Origin of the sequence: Methylobacterium sp. J-068 (assembly GCF_022829445.1) — a bacterium.
Lineage (GTDB): Bacteria > Pseudomonadota > Alphaproteobacteria > Rhizobiales > Beijerinckiaceae > Methylobacterium.
The window spans coordinates 1-17,090 of the sequence record NZ_JAKSXY010000020.1 but is presented as its reverse complement, the minus strand read 5'-3'; the positions used below and the strand labels follow the sequence as shown (position 1 = coordinate 17,090).

General features: G+C 67.3%; 13 protein-coding genes, 1 pseudogene and 2 riboswitches. Of the genes and pseudogenes, 6 read left to right on the top strand and 8 right to left on the bottom strand.

Going from position 1 to position 17,090, the window contains the following annotated elements:
• Positions 1 to 10: 10 nt before the first annotated feature.
• The 8 genes from MKK54_RS01315 to MKK54_RS01280 form a co-directional block, all read right to left on the bottom strand.
• Complete coding sequence (locus MKK54_RS01315; protein ID WP_244008708.1) at positions 11 to 2,119, bottom strand: TonB-dependent siderophore receptor; 2,109 nt, start codon at positions 2,117 to 2,119, stop codon at positions 11 to 13.
• A gap of 111 nt (positions 2,120 to 2,230) precedes the next feature.
• Positions 2,231 to 2,430, bottom strand: a riboswitch (cobalamin riboswitch).
• An 83-nt stretch (positions 2,431 to 2,513) separates the two neighbouring features.
• Positions 2,514 to 3,020 (bottom strand): AAA family ATPase, encoded by a 507-nt coding sequence (locus MKK54_RS01310; protein WP_244008707.1) that lies wholly within the window; start codon positions 3,018 to 3,020, stop codon positions 2,514 to 2,516.
• Between the two features lie 50 nt (positions 3,021 to 3,070).
• Positions 3,071 to 4,030: a DUF6925 family protein gene (locus MKK54_RS01305; RefSeq protein ID WP_244008706.1), complete on the bottom strand. Its 960-nt coding sequence runs from the start codon at positions 4,028 to 4,030 to the stop codon at positions 3,071 to 3,073.
• Positions 4,005 to 4,823 carry an ABC transporter ATP-binding protein gene (locus MKK54_RS01300; RefSeq protein WP_244008705.1) on the bottom strand — a complete coding sequence of 273 codons (819 nt, stop codon included), beginning with the start codon at positions 4,821 to 4,823 and terminating at the stop codon, positions 4,005 to 4,007. Before MKK54_RS01300 ends, MKK54_RS01305 begins: the two co-directional genes overlap by 26 nt.
• Positions 4,820 to 5,854, bottom strand: coding sequence for a FecCD family ABC transporter permease (locus MKK54_RS01295; protein ID WP_409564106.1), 1,035 nt, complete (start codon positions 5,852 to 5,854; stop codon positions 4,820 to 4,822). The genes MKK54_RS01300 and MKK54_RS01295 overlap by 4 nt, the downstream gene beginning before the upstream one ends.
• A complete protein-coding gene (locus MKK54_RS01290) occupies positions 5,851 to 6,636 on the bottom strand; it encodes an ABC transporter substrate-binding protein (protein ID WP_244008730.1) in 786 nt (261 codons plus the stop codon). The genes MKK54_RS01295 and MKK54_RS01290 overlap by 4 nt, the downstream gene beginning before the upstream one ends.
• Positions 6,637 to 6,719: 83 nt before the next feature.
• On the bottom strand, positions 6,720 to 8,699 hold the full coding sequence (locus MKK54_RS01285; RefSeq protein WP_244008703.1) for a TonB-dependent receptor plug domain-containing protein: 1,980 nt from the start codon (positions 8,697 to 8,699) through the stop codon (positions 6,720 to 6,722).
• A gap of 120 nt (positions 8,700 to 8,819) precedes the next feature.
• A riboswitch (cobalamin riboswitch) is annotated at positions 8,820 to 9,022 on the bottom strand.
• 332 nt (positions 9,023 to 9,354) lie between these two features.
• On the bottom strand, positions 9,355 to 10,227 hold the full coding sequence (locus tag MKK54_RS01280; protein ID WP_244008702.1) for a helix-turn-helix domain-containing protein: 873 nt from the start codon (positions 10,225 to 10,227) through the stop codon (positions 9,355 to 9,357).
• 534 nt (positions 10,228 to 10,761) lie between these two features.
• On the opposite strand from MKK54_RS01280, the gene MKK54_RS01275 reads away from it, so the two are divergent.
• From MKK54_RS01275 to MKK54_RS01250, 6 genes and pseudogenes are all read left to right on the top strand, one after another.
• Positions 10,762 to 10,971, top strand: a complete 210-nt coding sequence (locus MKK54_RS01275; protein WP_244008701.1) for a hypothetical protein — start codon at positions 10,762 to 10,764, stop codon at positions 10,969 to 10,971.
• A 130-nt stretch (positions 10,972 to 11,101) separates the two neighbouring features.
• Positions 11,102 to 11,311 carry a hypothetical protein gene (locus MKK54_RS01270; protein ID WP_243910716.1) on the top strand — a complete coding sequence of 70 codons (210 nt, stop codon included), beginning with the start codon at positions 11,102 to 11,104 and terminating at the stop codon, positions 11,309 to 11,311.
• Positions 11,312 to 11,540: 229 nt separating this feature from the next.
• Entirely contained in the window at positions 11,541 to 12,818 is a 1,278-nt protein-coding gene (locus MKK54_RS01265; RefSeq protein WP_244008700.1) for an HlyD family secretion protein, read from the top strand.
• Positions 12,819 to 12,822: 4 nt separating this feature from the next.
• The gene (locus MKK54_RS01260; protein WP_244008699.1) at positions 12,823 to 14,943 is read left to right on the top strand and encodes a peptidase domain-containing ABC transporter; all 2,121 of its coding nucleotides are present in this window, start codon (positions 12,823 to 12,825) and stop codon (positions 14,941 to 14,943) included.
• A 417-nt stretch (positions 14,944 to 15,360) separates the two neighbouring features.
• Positions 15,361 to 16,247 (top strand): annotated as a pseudogene (locus tag MKK54_RS01255) (IS3 family transposase); the annotation flags it as partial.
• A gap of 83 nt (positions 16,248 to 16,330) precedes the next feature.
• A complete protein-coding gene (locus tag MKK54_RS01250; protein ID WP_244008698.1) occupies positions 16,331 to 16,903 on the top strand; it encodes a winged helix-turn-helix domain-containing protein in 573 nt (190 codons plus the stop codon).
• Positions 16,904 to 17,090 lie beyond the last annotated feature (187 nt).

The window sequence follows — 17,090 nt, the reverse complement described above, 5'->3', positions numbered from 1 at the left end:
CGCTCGCCCATTAGAACCGCGCCGTCATGCTGACGGTGACACGCCGCGGCTCACCGACGCCGACCCAGAAGGTATTGTACGAGCGCTCGTAGTAGGTCTCATCGAAGATGTTGTCGACGTTGAGGCCGAAGCGCAGGTTCTCGTAGCGGTAGTAGGCCAGCGCGTCCGTCAGGACGTAGCCGGGCAGCCGGAAGCTCTCGACCCCGCTGTCGCCGAGGCGCGAACCGACCGCCCGGAACCCACCGCCGATCCCGAAACCCTTCCACTCGCCGGCCTGGACCTCGTAGATGCCGAGCAGCGAGCCGCTATGGCGTGGAATGTTGAGGAGCGGCGATCCGACCCGCAGCACCTCGTCGCGAGTGACCGCCGCGTCGATGAAGGCGTAGCCGCCGATCACCCGGAACTCGGGCGTGACCTGCCCGACGAGGCTGACGTCGAAGCCCTGGCTGCGCACGGCCCCCGCGGCGATCTGGAAGAAGAAGTCCGCCGGGTCGGTGGTGAGCACGTTCTCCTTCTCGATGTGGAAGGCGGCCGCCGTCACGCTGAGGCCGTCGAACAGGTCGAGCTTGGCTCCGACCTCGTAGGCGAACCCGGTCTCGGGCGCGAAGGGCCGCGACGCGCTGTCGAAGCCGGTGTTGGGGCGGAACGAGGCGGCGACGTTGCCGTAGAGGGCCAGGAACGACAGCGGCTGATAGACGAGGCCGGCCCGCGGCGAGAAGCCGGTGCGATCCTGCTCGGTCCGTTCGTTCGCGACCTTGTCGCGGAAGGTCTGGTTGTAGAAGTCGGTGCGGTTGCCCAGCAGCAGCTTCCATTCCGGGCTCAGGGCGATCTGGTCCTGGAGGTAGACCGCCGTATTGCCGACGTTCTCGCTGGCGCTGTAGCGGCGCGTGAAGGGCGGCTTGGCCTGCCCGTAGACGGGGTTGAACAGGTCGATGGCGAAGGGGTTGAGGCGCGGGGTCGAGCGCAGGAGGTTCTCGGTGCTGTTGTAGCGCTCGTGCTCCAGGCCGAGCAGCAAGGTGTGGGCGAAGGGCCCGGTCTCGAAGCGGCCGACGAGTTCGGCCTGGCCGATGGCGACGCCCCAGGTGAAGTCGTGCCGGCGGAACTCGCGCAGGAGCGTGCGGCCATCGTCCAGGATGCCGGTCGCGCCGGTCTGGAGGCCGGTGAGGCTGCCGGTGTTGAGATGGGTGGCGACCCGCAACTGCCAGTCGGTGTTGAAGGCGTGCTCCAGCCGGACCTGCAGGAGCGCGCTCTCGGACACGGAATCGTCACCCGGCTCGCCGAAGAAGCGCGAGCGCGGGACGAGACCGAGACGATTGTTCACCGCCACCGTGCCGCGGTCGAAGGTCTGACGGTTACGCAGGTACTGCGCCTCGAAGGTGATCTTGGTGTCGGGCGTGACCTGCCAGCTCACGACGGGGGCCACGAGCACCCGGTCGCCGTCGACAAAATCGCGAAAACTGTCCTGGCGGGCGAGCGCGCCGTTGAAGCGATAGAGGACGCTGCCGTCCTCGCTCAGCGCGCCGCCAGCGTCGACCGTGGTGCGGGCGGTGCCGAAGCTGCCGAACAGCGTGCCCATCTCGACGAAGGGCCGGGCCACGGGCTGCTTCGTCAGGATATTGACCGTCCCGCCCGGGTCGCTCCGACCATAGAGGGCACCGGCCGGGCCCTTCAGCACCTCGATGGACTGGACATTCTGGGTGTCGGGCGCGCCGTTGTAGCCGCGGGCAATGTTGAACCCGTTCTGGAAGATGTCCTGCGTGGCGAAGCCCCGCACCGAGTACAGGGCAAGGTTCTGGGCGCCGAAGTCGTTCTGCTTGCCGACACCGGGCACGTAGTCGAGGGCGCGCTCGACCCGGGTCGCGGCGGTGTCGACCAGGACCTCGCGAGGCACCACGTCGACCTGCTGCGGCACGTCCCGTCGCGGCGTCACCGTCTTGGTGCCGCTGTAGAGGTCCGGCACCCGGTAGGTCGGCGTGGCGGTGAAGGTCCCCTCGACCGAGAGCGCGTCGAGCACCACGGCGGTCTCACCGGAGGGCGTCCCCTGGGCGGCGACGGCGGCGGGGATCGCGCAGGACAGGGCCAGCACGGGCAGCAGCGGGATGGACGGTGAACGGGACACGTTGATGGGCCTCGGGCGACGGCAGTGGCACGTCACCGCGAACGAGGCCGAACCGTTCGCGACACGCGAACGCCCCGACACCCGCCGGGGCACCCCGCCCAGCGTGTCTCGCGTGTGACCACGACTGACGGCAGGTCTCCTGGCTCGCGGGTCACCGCCCTTCACCGTCTTCCCGAGCGAGGCCGCTCAGTGACGTCGGTGGCGAAGGGCTCGCCGCTTACAGTTGCGGGGGCAGCCGCGGCGTTGGGGCTACCCCCGCACCGCGTTCCCTTTTGATCCTCCAGGGAGGAACCGTCACGGCCGAGGTAACATGCCGACGCCCATGCTCGTCAACGGACCAAGTGCGATGCACGAGGGTTATGCCCGGCCCGCAACACTTGGTGAGACGGATCGCTCATCCTGTCCGGTAGGTCAGGACCTCGACCTGATCCGGCGGCAAGTCACGCCACCACGCGTCCGGGGATCGGAATACCTCGTAGGTGAACCGGAGCACCTCATCCGGCTGGCGATGCGACGGGTCCACGCGACCGCGCTCCGCGTTGCGAGCCTTCAGGACCTCCCACGACACGTCGAACACTTTCCACTCCACGGTGAGCCCGTGACGGGCCACGATCCCGAGCTCGCGCTCGAACACAGGTCTGGTGAGATGGGTGTCCGCCATCACGACGCTGAAGCCGCTCGCCAGGGCGGCCTCCAGGGCCGCTTCCTTGACCCGGTGCAGGACGTCCCGGGCCGCATCGTCATGCGAGCCTTGCCTGAGTTGCCAGTAGACCTGCCGGTCCGGCGGCCAGAGGGCCTGACGGAAATCGTCGAGGGTGAGGTGGACCCAACCGTCGAGGGGGTCGAAGCGGCGGGCGTAGGTCGTCTTCCCCGCGCCCGGGCAGCCGATCAGGCCGATCACCCTTTGGGGCGCCCCCGGACGATTTCTGCCGGGCGCCGTCCGGGTCACGATCAGGCTGTCGCCTCCGCATCCTCGTCGTCGGCCGTGGCCTCGATGATCTCGCCGCGCAGGTAACGCGCCTGGGCCTCGGCGACCCGGCGTGCGCCCTGGGCGTGGCGGGTCGACACCGTGCCGCCGGGCGCCTCGGACCCGCCGCGCTTGATCGCCACGAGTTCCGGATCACCCCACTGGTCGAGCATCTCTTGGAACGCTTCGTAGCGTCCGGCGTCAAAGGCGATGCGTTCGCCCATCATGTCCTTGTAGGGATGGGCCGGGTGCAGGCCGCCGCAGGGGACCCAGCCCGCCGGGATCGGCGTCGTGGCGGCATGGGTCCGACCGCTGCGCAGGAGCTTCGGCAGCACGTGCGTGTGCGGCCCCTCCGGGCTGGTGCCGCCGGGGCCGGGGATCGGGGCATAGACCTCGACGCGCCCGATCCGCGCCAGGAACACCCGGTGCGGGCTCATGGCGACGAGATGCGGCCCGATGGGATTGGCGTGGTCGAACAGCGGCATGCCGACGCCGGCCCGCAGCCGCTCGACGGCCTCCGGATCGCGTACCCGCACGCAGGCATCCACCGCGAGAAGGCCAAGACCGAGATCGAACAGGATGTCGTCGCGATCCTCGACCCGGGCGGCGTTCCGGTCGGGCCCAAGCTCCGTCACCACGGTCCTGCGGTTCATCGCGCAGGTCGCCTCCGGCAGGCAAAGCGCGAGCGCGTGGTTCCAGCCGGACGAGACGGCCGTCTCGTAGGCGATGGGCCGCAGGTCGGAGCTCGGGGTCAGGGCGATGGCCCCGCGCGCGGTCGCAAGGCCCAGGCGCTCGTCCGGCAGCGCCACGACGGGTTCGTCGGGATCGCGCATGAACTCGGCGATCGCACCGAAGCTGCCCAGGCTCCAGGCCGTGGTCGGATCGGCCAGCGCACCGCGAAGAAGGGCGACGGTGGCATCAGGGCTGTTTCGGGAAGGCTGCATCGATCTCCTCCGTATGGGGCCCCGAACGGTTCCAGGGCAGGATATAGGCGGTTCCGTCCGGTCCGGCCCCACGGCACACCGTGACGCCGAAGACGTCCGAAAGCAGCCGGTCGTTCAACGCAACGTCCGGGTGTCCATCGGCGGCGACACGTCCCTCGCCGAGGACCACGATCCGGTCGCAGAACCGGGCCGCGAGAGAGAGGTCGTGCAGGACGGCGACGACGCCGGTGCCGGCCAGGGCCACGCTCCGCAACAGCGTCATGGCGTCGAGCTGGTGGGCCGGGTCGAGAGCGGTGATCGGTTCGTCGGCCAACAACCACTCCGCTTCGACGGCAAGCGCCCGCGCCAGCAGCACACGCATCCGCTCGCCTGTGGATAGGGTCGGTTCGGTCCGCTCGGCGAAGCGCGCGACATCGGTCCGTGCCATCGCTCGATTTATGGCGGCGTGATCGGCGGCATCGAGGCCACCGAACGCGCGTCGATGCGGTAGCCGCCCGAGAGCGACGAGGTCACGCACCTGCATCGGCCAACCGGCCCCCGCGCCCTGGAAAAGGACCGCGATGCGCTTGGCGCGCGCGTCGCGGGAAATGCCCTTGAGCGGCATACCGTCGAGATCCACGCGGCCTTTGGTCGGGGCGACCAAGCCCGCGAGGGAACGCAGGAGGGTGGTCTTGCCGGCGCCGTTCGGACCGACCAGACCGACGAGGGCCCTGCGTTCCAGGGACAGGCTGACATTCGAGAGGATGGCACGGCCGCCGAGGCGGACATCGAGGGCGGCGGTCGCGAGGCTCATGCGTCGCGCCCTCGCCCACGCAGGAGGAGCACGATCAGGAACGGTGCCCCAACGAGCGCCGTCACCACACCGAGCTTGAGTTCCGGGCGCGTCGCCAAGAGACGAACGCCCAGATCCGCCGCGAGTACCAGCGCGGCCCCCGCCAGTCCGCTCGGCCACAGGCTGGCACCGGGACGTGCGCCGACCAGGGGTCGTACGAGGTGCGGCACGACGAGGCCGACGAATCCGATGGCGCCGCTGACGGCGACGCCGCTGCCCACGGCGAGTGCCGCGCCCGTGACGAGGCGCAGGCGGACCGAGACCAGATGGAAGCCGAGGCTCGCGGCCGTGTCCTCGCCCAGCGTCAGGGCATCGAGCGCGCGAGCCGTGGACAGCATCAGGCCCCAGCCCACCGCCATCAGCGGCAGGCAAAGCCAGACATGGTCCATGCTGCGGTCGGCGAGCGACCCCATCAGCCAGAACACGATCTCCAGGGCCGCGTAGGGGTTGGGCGACAGGTTGAGCGCCAGCGCCGTCATGGCGCCGGCCAAGCTCGACAGGGCGACGCCGGCGAGGATCAATCCCAGCGTGGTGCCGCCCCTGGTGGCGACGAGGTTCAGGGCGAGCGCCGCCAGCGCGGCGCCGGCGATCCCGCCCAAAGGAAGGGCGAGGGCAAACGAAGCCGCGAACCCGCCGTAGAACACCACCACGGCCCCGAGGGCCGCCGCCGAGGAGATGCCGAGGATGCCCGGATCGGCGAGGGGGTTGCGGAGGTAGCCCTGCATCGCCGCACCGGTCAGCCCGAGACTGAAGCCGACGAGACCCCCGAGCAAGGCGCGCGGCAGGCGCAGTTCCCAGAGCACCAGGGCCGGCAGCGTCGCCCGTCCGGCAAGGAGGTCGCCGGCCGCTGCGGGAACGTCGAAGGGGGCGTAGCCGACCGCGATGGACGCGCCCGTGAGCAGGACGACCAGCAGGGCGAGGCATCCGATGACGGTCCGGCGTCCAGGGGGGCGGCCTTCGATCCGGACGGGCGCCCGCATGGGGGCGTTCATCGCGTTGCCCTGTCGCGCGCGGCTGCCGCGAGCAAGGCCACGACCTCGGCGACCTGCGGACCCGGACAGGTCCAGAGCCGGTTCGGAATCGAGACGGTGCGCCCCTGCCGGCGCAGCGCGTCGAGGACGGGGTGATGCAGCAGGGCGTCGGCGAGCGATGGCCTGCCGGGCTCCCCCTCATCGAGGACGATCAGGTCGGCATCGGCGAAGGCCGCGGCCTCCAGCGGGACCTGCCCGAAGCGGTCGCGGCCGAGTTCGGCGGCGACGTTAACGAGGCCGGCGGCGCGGATCACCGCGTCGCCAAGGCTGCCGGGGGCCACCGTGAAGGCGTTCGGACGCATGACGAGGGCCCGGAGCGGCTTGGCCGCCGGCACCACCTCGGCCAGGCGCGCGTCGAGGGCCGAGACCATGGCCTCGCCGCGCGCCGGGTGCCCGAGGGCCGCGGCGACGGTCCGAATCTGCGCCCGCACCCCGTCGAAGTCGTGGGGTACGCCGAGTTCGAGGAGGGGGAAGCCGACGCGCTTGAGCAGGCCCACCGTGGTCCGTGTCGTGAAGGCACCGGCGACGACGAGGTCGGGCCGGAGGGCAACGATCTCCTCCGACAGGCCGCGCGTCACCGCGATGCCGGCGGCCTCCCGCGCGACGGTCGAGCCGCGCGGGTCGTGGGCGAGGTAGGTCACGGCGGTAACCTGATCGCGGTCGGCAAGCCGGAGCACAAGTTCGTCCGCGCAGAGGTTCATCGAGACGACGTGCCGGAGTCCTCCGGACGCCGGGGCGGCCATCCCACCGGCAATCGACCAGGTTTGGCTGACCGCCAGCATCACCGTTAGGACCGCGAAGCCGGACCGTCGTGCCATCGGCGGTCTCAAAACGTGGTCAGGCGGACGCCGCCGTACACGGCGAGGCCAGCGCCAAGAAAACCGGTGGGGTTCTCGTAGCGACGATCAAACAGGTTATCGACCCGCCCGAACACGCTCACCGTCTCGCTGACGTCGTAGTTCACCGCGAGATTGACCAGGGTGAAGCCCGGGTTCTTGAGCCGGGCCACCGAGAAGTCTCGGTTGCCGTCGACGAAGTGGCCGAGCACGATCACGGTGCCGCTGACGGTCAGGCCCGGGAGGGGTGTCCAGAAGGCTGTCGCGCTGCCCTTGTGGCGGGGCCGGCGCAGGAGCTCCTGGTTGGTGATCTCGTTCTTGGTCACCGTGTTGGTATAGTCGACCCGGCCCGTAAGAGTATCGGAGAACCGGACGGCGACGAAGGCTTCCGCCCCGTACGACGCGGCCCGGCCGACGTTCTCGTTCGAGGTGAAGGTCGCGTTCGCGGTGATGAGATTCTTGAAGTCGTTGGCGTAGTAGGTCGCGCCGACGAGGATACGATCCCCCAGCGGCTGCTCGATACCGGCGTCGTACCCGAGGCTCTCCTCCGGCTTGAGGTTGGGGTTGGCGAAGAAGTTGGACGCCGGGAAGTTCTGGAACAACTGGCTCAAGGTCGGCGCCTTGAAGCCGGTGCCGACGCTGCCTTTGATCCGGGTCTCGGTGAAGGGCAGGATGTAGCTCGGCGCGACGCGGAAGGTGGTGGCCGGCCCAAAGGCGTCGTTCTCGTCGTGGCGGATGTTGGCGATGAGCGAGGCCCGGTCGAACGGCGTCAGCTGCGCCTCGGCGTAGCCGGCGGTATTGCCGTTCCTCGCCCGCAGGTTGCCGGCCCCGAACGGGCTCGGGTCGGTGGTCGACAGGCTCTCGTCATCGCGCTGCGCCCCGAACAGGACGAGGTTGCCGGGCGAGATCTGATAGTCGCCGCGGTATTCGTAGAGGGTGCGCTCGCCCAAGCCCGTCGTCGCGTCCGGCGTCACAAGCGGATCGAGGGGGCCCTGCTGCCGGTTGAACAGGTTCGAGTAGTTGACGGCGAAGAGGTTGTGGAAGCCGGCGAACGGCGTCCATTCGGCCTCGTTGCGGATGAATACCTGCTGCACGTCGGCGGCACTCCGGAACGCCGCCGGGAAGGCCGGGAAGGTGCTGTAGTCGGTGCCGGTGAACAGCAGGCGCGAGTTGATGAAGCGCGTCACCGAGTTGATGCGGAAGGTGTCGGTGAACTGGTAGCCGAACTTCGCCGAGACGGTCTCGTTATCGTAAAAATTCGGATGGATCGCCCGGCCGAACGGGACGAGGTTCGGCGGCGTCACCGGCGTCGCGGCCGCACGGACGTGCTGGATCGAGACCGAATAGTCGAAGCCGTCCTCCGACCCGCTGATCCTGCCGCTTTGGTTGAAAGTACCGAACGAGCCGCCCTCGATGCGCACGCTCGCCCTGGCCGGTCCCTCGCCACGCTTTGTCGTGAAGGAGATCGCACCGCCGATGGCGTCGCTGCCGTAGAGGCCGCTCTGGGGACCCCTGAGCACCTCGATACGCGAGAGGTCGTCGGTCAGGAGCTGCCCGAAGTCGAAGGAGCCGTTCGGGTTCGACGGGTCGGTCGCGTCGATTCCGTCGACGAGCACTTTCACATGGTTCGAGTTCGAGCCACGGATGAACACCGAGGTCTGGCCACCCGGGCCGCCGGTCTGCACGACGTTGAGGCCCGGCACCTGCTGGAGGGCATCCGGGACGGTGCGGCGCTGCTGGGCCTCCAGGGTGGCGGCGGTGAGCACGGTGACGCTTGATCCGACCTGGTCGACCGGGGTCGGAACGCCGGTGGCGGAGACGGAAAGCTCGGAGAGCGTGACGGCCGCCTCGGCCCCGCGCGGGACATCGGCGAAGGGGGCGGCGGCCTGTTGCGCCAGGGCGGATACGGGAAGGGAGGCGCAGGCGAGCACGAGCGTGCGCAGGCACGCGGATCGGGAGGGAAAGGACATGGGACAAGCCTCGGGCGACGTCTGTGGCACGTCACCGCGAACGAGGCCTGGGCGCTCGTCTGCCAAGAGGACAGCCGGACGCCTCGACACCCACCAGGACACCCCGCCCGATGCGTTTCGCGTGTGACCACGACTGACGGCAGGTCTCCTGGCTCGCGGGTCACCGCCCTCTCATCGTCTTCCCAGAGGCTTGAGGCCGCCAGTGACGTGTTGATGATGGGCTCGCCGCTTACAGTTGCGGGGGCAGCCGCGGCATCGGGCGAAAGCCCTCACTGCGTTCCCTTTTGATCCTCCAGAGAGGAACCGTCGACCGCCAGGAGGCCAGACCGAACGGTACGCCGTCAATGGTGCCCAAAGGCTTTCCGACGATGTGTGCCCACAAGGTTACAGATCAACACTTCCGAAGGTTCGCCCGATGCCATCCAGCATCCGCTTCTCAACAACTCAATTGGAAGCGGATCGTCGCAAAACCACCCCAAGCAACCATTCCGGAAGCGGCCCGACTTCCTCAGAGCGTTGGATCCTTACTGTTCTTGAAAGGAGTCGTGTCAGTCCATGGCGGAGTATGGCGTATGCGCTCGGTCCGGCAGAAGACATCATCGCCTGTCGGCTCGGCCCAACGAGACGGATCAGGCATCTCGAGCGCCCGCCACGTTTAACCGCCCTTGCGCGCTTGCCGGGCCACCGCGCTCGGCGACAGATCCAGCACCCGTCGGAAGGTCTTGGACATCTGGCTGAGGTCGGTGAATCCGGCCCGTGTTGCAACGTCCGTAAGGCTGGCGTCGCCGGACTCGATCAATTCACGGGCGTAGAGGACCCGGGCACGGAGGATGTACTGGTAGGGGGTCACCCCGAAGGAGGCCTTAAACGCGCGCACGAGGTGCCCCATGCTAACGCCCGCGGCCTCGGCGAGGTGCGAGAGAGTGAGGGGTTCGGACAGACGCGACGCGATCAGGTCCCGCAGGAGGGCCGCCTCGGACGACCGCAGCCTGGGGATCGTGCGATGGTCGCGTTCCGGCGTCGAGAACATCCGGATGAGGGTGGAGGCCACGCTCTCCACCAGGAGCGCGCCGTGCGGGCATCCCCCTTCAAGGTCGACCGATATGGCGCGCAGGAGATACTCGACCGCGCTCTGCGAGCGGGCGCTGACGAACTGGGTCTGGATACCGGTTCGGTGCGGTGCGACGTCCGCCATCCGCTCGATGGTTTCCGGTGCGATCTTCAGCGTCAGGTTGCGAAACTCCCCCGTCCAGGTCCCGGATACCGAGGCCCCGGGGTGGAGCACGGAGATGTTGTCCTCGTTGAAGTGGTGATCCTGGCTGGCATAGTGAAAGGTCTGGTCGCGCGGTCGCAACGACAGCCCAAAATGGACGCCCCTCTGCTCGATGGAGACGCGGCCGTTCGCGCCGAGGATTACGTCGGAGAAGTAGATCCCCCGCCAGCCGTTCCGCGTGCTGTCGCACAGGACGGCCTTGATATCCCCGTCGAAGGAGATGTCGCTGCCGAAGTCACGGAACTCTAGCTTCATCAACCCTCCTCCGCACACAGGAGACATTTCCATCAGCATCCGTGTCTTATCCAACGCGAAGCTGGACCGTCACCGGGCTGCTGATCGGAAGCTCTATAATTCCATCGGTATAACCGTGCCTCCGCGATGAGAGCAATTTCCTGAAACCGATTCCGGAAGAGGAATTTTCCGCAGCAGCCAGTAGTGGAAGCACGTTTTTCTCTGCGACAAATTGTCAGTCAATTTCAATTTTCACATTAAAAATCAATAGTTTAATCTGAAATTCAGGATGTTGCCATACCGATCTCAATTTTCGCCAAATATGAGTCTCGGACGAACGATCTAGGCATCCTTTGCCTCGGCAAAGACCCAGGCGATTCCGGCCGATCAAAATTCGGCGCCGACGTACCGTGGATCGAGGCGGCGTCCGCCGGCAGGGTTGAAGTATGTTTCTCATCCGTTAGCTTCGTAATCAGGAGCAACAGGGGTACTGCTCTCACATATACGAAGAGAAATTGAATACGATTTCATCCCGCATCAAGAATTGGAGATATCATGTCCAAGGAGATCGACACCATTCGCGAACTTAACGCGACGGAACTCGACGCTGTGGGCGGTGGCCTGTCCCTGGGACTTGGCCTCAATCTCGACCTCTCCAGCGAACTTGGTGCTGTCTCTGGCGTAGTCGGCCAAGTCGGCGGCCTCGTGAGCGGCTTGGTCGGCGGCCTGCTCGGTGCTGTGGGCGGCTTGCTCGGCGGCAAGTGAGCCCCAGCATCAAGTGAGCCCCAGCATTCAGTTAGCCCGGGTCGCGCAGTCCGGCCCCTCTCAACGCGTGGCCCCGTGGCGACGGAACACCCGAATCCTTGGCTGAGATCGGCCCAATCGGAGAACGACCATGACTCAGAACCATGACACCATTCGCGAGCTCAACGCGACGGAACTCGACGCCGTGGGCGGCGGCCTGTCCCTGGGCCTCGGCCTCGATCTCGACCTCTCCAGTGAGCTGGGCGCCGTTTCCGGCGTGGTCGGGCAAGTCGGCGGTCTCGTGAGCGGTCTGGTCGGCGGCCTGCTCGGTGCGGTCGGTGGCCTCCTGGGCGGCAAGTAAGAGCGTGTCGCCGTCTGGTTGACGTCCGGCGGCAGACTCGATCCAACCATCAGCGGCAAGCTCCCCGTGGGCTTGCCGCTGACTTCGGTTTAGAGTGCCGCACAAAACTCCCGACCACCGCCGATCCTCACTTTGGGCACAGCGGCGCAGCGGGAGTTTTGTGAGAGACACTGAGACGTCGCCCCCAAAAATCGATCGCAAGGCGCGGCACGGAGAAACGCCACCGTCGATGACGACACCGTTGTTTCGCGCCGAGGTCGCTCAGGCACGCAAAGATTCCTGGCTCGGAGAAGCCCAGATCGTTCAGCCCGTCTCGGTCCGCACGGTGACCGGATTGACTGCGCTGATGATCATCGCGACGCTCCTCTTCGTCGGGCTCGGCACCTACACGCGGCGCGTGCACGCTTACGGGATGTTGACCCCCGACGTCGGCCTGATGACGGTGGCGAGTCCCGTGGCGGGCCGGGTCAGCAGTTCGGCGGTCAAAGAGGGCGACAAGGTCCGGCGCGGGCAGCTCCTCTACACGCTGGATCTCGACGCGGTCTCCGCCAACGGTCCGACCCAGCAGCGCATCATCGACCAGCTCGCACGGCAGAAGGCGAGCATCGAGACTCAGGCGGCGTTGCGCGCGAGCATGTCCGAGACTGAAAAGCGTTCGCTCGCCGAGCAGATCGACAACTTGCAATCCCAGTCGCGCCAGCTCGAGGAGCAGGTGAGCCTTCAGGAAAAGCTGGTGCCGCCGCTGAAGGAGCGCGTCGACGTTCTGGCCAAGGCCGTCGGCGACGGGTTCGCGCGGTCCGCCGACCTGCAGAACCAGAACTACCTCTACCTGCAGGCCAGCTCGCAGCTCGCCCAGTTCCGGAACTCCAACCTCCAGCTCATGGGCAAGGTCGGGGAACTGCGCTCGACGCTTGCCACCTTCGACGACAAACTCGCCCGGGACCTCGCCGAGATGGACCGCACCGCCGCCCAGCTCGAACAGCAGCGGGCCGAGAGCGAGGCACGCCGCGGCATCGAGGTGCGGGCGCCCGAGAGCGGGATCCTCACCTCCATCCGCGTCCAGGCCGGCCAGAGCGTGTCGGCAGGCGCGACGCTGCTGACGCTGCTGCCGAGCGAGGGGCGCCTCCAGGCCAACCTGTTCGTCGAATCCTCGGCCATCGGCTTCATCGACACCGGGGAGCCGGTGATGCTCCGCTACGCCGCGTTCCCGTTCCAGCGCTTCGGCCTCTATCGCGGAACCGTCTCGGAGGTGACCCGCGCCCCCCTGGAGGCCGCGGATGCGCCGGAGCCCGCCGGCGGCAAGGCCAAGAGCGGCGACGGGATCTACCGCATCATCGTCCGCCCGGACGAGGATGCGGTCCTTGCCTACGGCGAGAAGCGCCGCCTCGAGGCGGGCATGCGCGTGGAGGCCGATATCGCCCTCGAGCAGCGCCCGCTCTACCGATGGCTCCTGGATCCCCTGTACCGGGTCAAGCGCAGCGTCGATCTCGTGACCCGGGGCCAATGAACGCGTGAGTCTCCTGACCAACCTTCATTTCGGCTTCGGCCGGCGTGCGCCCGTCCTGCTCCAGGCGGAGGCGGCGGAATGCGGCATGGCCTGCCTCGGCATGGTCCTCGGCTACCATGGTCGCCACGTCGATCTCGGGACCATGCGGCGGCGGCACGCCCTGTCCCTCAAGGGCATGACCCTGCGCAATCTCATCGACCTCGCCGGTACGATGGGCTTGGCGACCCGGGCCCTGCGGGTCGAGCTCAAGGACCTGCCGCGCCTGAAGCTGCCGTGCATCCTGCACTGGGGCCTCAACCACTTCGTGGTGCTGACGGCCGTCCGGGCGAACGGCATCACCATCCACGACCCGGCACGCGGCCGGCGCCGGCTCCCCCTGGCGGAGGCGTCGCGGGAGTTTACGGGCGTCGCCCTGGAGACGAGCCCGACGACGAGCTTCGTCCGCGAGACGCGCCAGCGCGGGCTCGCCCTGCGGGACCTCTTCCGCACCATCGGCGGCATCCGTCCGGCCCTGGCCCAGATCCTCGCCCTCTCCCTCGGGATCGAACTCGTCGCGATCCTGATGCCGATCGCCTCGCAGATCGTCATCGACGAGGTCATCGTCAACGCCGACCTCGACCTCCTTCTCGTGGTGGCGGTGGGACTGGCGCTCCTGCTCGTGGTCCAGCTGGTGCTCTCGGTGGCTCGAACCTGGGCGATCATGCTCACAGGCACGAAGTTGAACCTGCAATGGTCCGGGAGCCTGTTCGGACATCTCTCGCGGCTGCCGCTCGATTATTTCGAGAAGCGCCACGTCGGCGACGTGATCTCGCGCTTCGGGTCGCTCGCCACGATCCAGAAGGGGATCACGACGGACCTCGTGCAGGCGATCCTCGACGGGATCATGTCGGTGGGCATGCTCGCCATGCTGGTGGTCTACGGAGGATGGCTCGCGCTCGTCGTCGTCGCCTCGACAGTCCTGACCGCGATCCTGCGGATCTTCGCCTACGGCTCCTACCGGGAGGGGACCGAGGAGGCGATCGTCGCGGAGGCGCGCCAGCAGTCGCATTTCATCGAGACCGTGCGCGGCATGGCCAGCGTGAAGCTCCTCGACCTGCGCGAGCGCCGCAACGGTACCTGGATGAACCACTTCGTCACCTCGGTGAACGCGCGCCTGCGCCTGCAGCGCCTCGACCTCGTCTTCGGGCGGGCCAACGAGTTGCTGTTCGGGATCGACCGCCTCCTGCTCCTCGTCCTCGGCGCGCGAGCGGTGATCGACCAGTCGATGACTCTGGGCATGCTGGTGGCCTTCCTCGCCTACCGCGACCAGTTCTCGCAGCGGATCGGCAACCTCATCCAGTCGGGCTTCCAGCTGCGGATGCTCAACGTCCAGACCGATCGCCTGTCGGACATCGTGATGAGCGAGCCCGAGGAGCAGGCTTTCACGCTCGCGCCGTCGGTGCCGAGTCCGGCCGTCGTCGGGGCCGGGGGGGCCGCCGGCAGCATCGCGGTGCGGGGCCTCGCCCTGCGCTACGGCAGCGACGAGCCGTGGATTTTCCGCGATCTCGCCCTCGATATCGCCGCCGGATCGAGCTTCGCGATCACGGGACCGTCGGGCTGCGGCAAGTCGAGCCTGATGAAGGTGATGATGGGTCTGCTGCCGGCCACCGAGGGCAGCGTGCTGATCGACGGCCAGGACCTCCGCACCCTCGGCTCGGCGGCCTATCGCCGGCGCATCGCCGGTGTCATGCAGAACGATGGCCTGTTCGCGGGATCGATCGCCGAGAACATCGCCTGTTTCGACGAGCGGCCCGATCCGGGCTGGATCGAGGAATGCGCGGCACGTGCCGCGGTTCTCGACGACATCCGCCGGACGCCGATGGGGTTCGAGACTTTGGTCGGCGACATGGGCTCCACCCTGTCGGGGGGGCAGAAGCAGCGCGTGATCCTGGCCCGCGCGCTCTACCGACGACCCGAGATCCTGTTCCTGGACGAGGCGACGAGCCACCTCGACGAGCCCACGGAGGCCGCCATCGCGACCGCCCTGCGGGACCTGCGCATGACCCGCGTGATCGTCGCGCACCGCCCCGCGACCGTGATGCACGCCAACGCTACTTATCATTTTGCAGCGCAAGCGTCAGCTTAGACTGCAAAAATTCGAGTATGTAAGTTATTATAGGATTTTGAATCGGCGCTTATTGATTTTCAAATAATATATGATAAAATATATTTATGCTGCACTGGATTTCCGCAACGAATTTTCAGCCTAAGGGCTAGGTCGCAAATTTAATTGGCTACAGCAGGAGCAGGCCACGGTGGCTGCAGGGAAAGCAATACGGACGACCTTCTCTTGTTGGCTCAGAATGTCAGCTTTGTCTCATGGCCTGCCTAAGAGCGGCCATTCCGCTTCCCACCCACCTCGGTCGTGGGTCACCGCCTCATCAGCCTCGAAGCGGACGATCCGAAGGTCGCTGGAGGGTGGGAGCGGAAGCTTGCCGCTTTGGCCTGCTGCCAGTTTCACGGACACCCGGTTGAGGTGTGATGGTGAAGCCTGAGGTGCTCCATGCAGCGTCGCAAGTTCGGACGTGAGTTCAAGATCGAGGCGGTTCGACTGGTTCGGGAACGTGGTGTCAGTGTCGCGCAGCCCGCGCGCGATCTCGATGTTCACGAGACGATGCTGCACCGGTGGATGAAGCAGGCGGCGGCCGATCCGCAGCACGCCTTTCCCGGTCAGGGGCAGATGAAGCCCGAGCAGATCGAGATCGACCGGCTGCGCAAGGAGGTCGCTCGTCTGAAGGCGGAGCGTGACATCCTAAAAAAAGCCGCCGCCTACTTTGCGAGGGACGCGATATGAAGTTCGCGTTCATCGCAAAGCATCGCGCTGTCTGGCCGGTTGCCTGGATGTGCGCTGCGCTGGGCGTGTCGCGCTCCGGCTTCCACGCTTGGTTCACCCGGCAGCCCAGCCAACGCGCGCGGGACGACGACGCCATCCTGGTCAAGGCCCGCGCGAGCTTCGTGGCCAGCGACCGCACCTACGGCGCAAGGCGCGTCTGGCATGACGTGCTGGCTGAGGGCGTCTCGTGCGGGCTGCACCGCATCGAGCGGATCATGCGCGAGAACGCCCTGCGGGCACGGCCACGCCGACGTGGCCTGCCGAAGGACGAGGGAGAGCGGGCGACCGCCTCGCCCAATCTTCTGGATCGGCGGTTTGCGGCCGACGCCCCGAATCGGAAGTGGATCGCCGACTTCACGTATATCTGGACCGCCGAGGGCTGGCTCTACGTCGCCGCCGTCATCGATCTGTTCTCACGCCGTGTCGTGGGCTGGTCGATGCAAACCAGCATGACGGCTCAACTCGTCACGGATGCGCTCGTCATGGCGATCTGGCGCAGAGGAAAGCCGGATGCCTTGCTGCATCACTCGGACCAGGGCTCGCAATACACGAGTGATACCGTTTCCGGCTGATTGATTCGGGACGGATTCCCGTTGAGGGGAATTGGGTTTAGCCTCCGCATCGTCTTGCGGAGGCAGGCATGGCACACATCGCCGACCATCTGAGCGTCGAGGAGCTGGGCCGGCGGGCTCGCACGAGCGCAGACGCCTGCGCGGCGCGTCACTATCAGGCGATTTGGCTTCTGGCCCAGGGACAGACGGTGCCGGATGTCGCCGCCGTGACCGGTTTCGTATCGCGCTGGCTGGAGCAACTGGCCCGCCGCTACAACCAGTTCGGGCCCGACACATTGGGCGACCGCCGCCGCCGCAACGGCGCAACCGCCCGCCTTCTGACCCCCGAGCTTCTGGATCGCTTGCGCACGCGTCTGGAGACACCGCCGCCCGATGGCGGGGCTTGGACCACGACCAAGATCGCCACCTGGATGGCAGCCGACCTTGGCCTCGCCTCGGTCTACCCGCAACGCGCCTGGGACGCGCTGCAGGCGCTCGACTGGTCGATCCAGGCGCCACGTCCCAAGAACCCGGCCGCAGCCAGCCCCGAAGAACAAGCCGCCTTCAAAAAAAACTCGCCGACACCCTCGCCGAGGAAGAAGCGCGCCATCCCGGGCGCCCGGTCTCGGTCTTCTGCACGGACGAGCACCGCATCGGGCTGAAGCCGGTCATCCGCCGGGTCTGGGCTCCGCGCGGACAGAGGCCGGTCGCGCTCGGCCATCATCGCTACGAGTGGCTCTACGTCACCGCCTTCGTGGCGCCGGCCACCGGCGAGAGCCATTGGTACGTCGGCAACGGCGTCTCCAAGCCGCTCTTCGAGCGCCTGCTAGCGCTGTTCGCCCGCGAGGC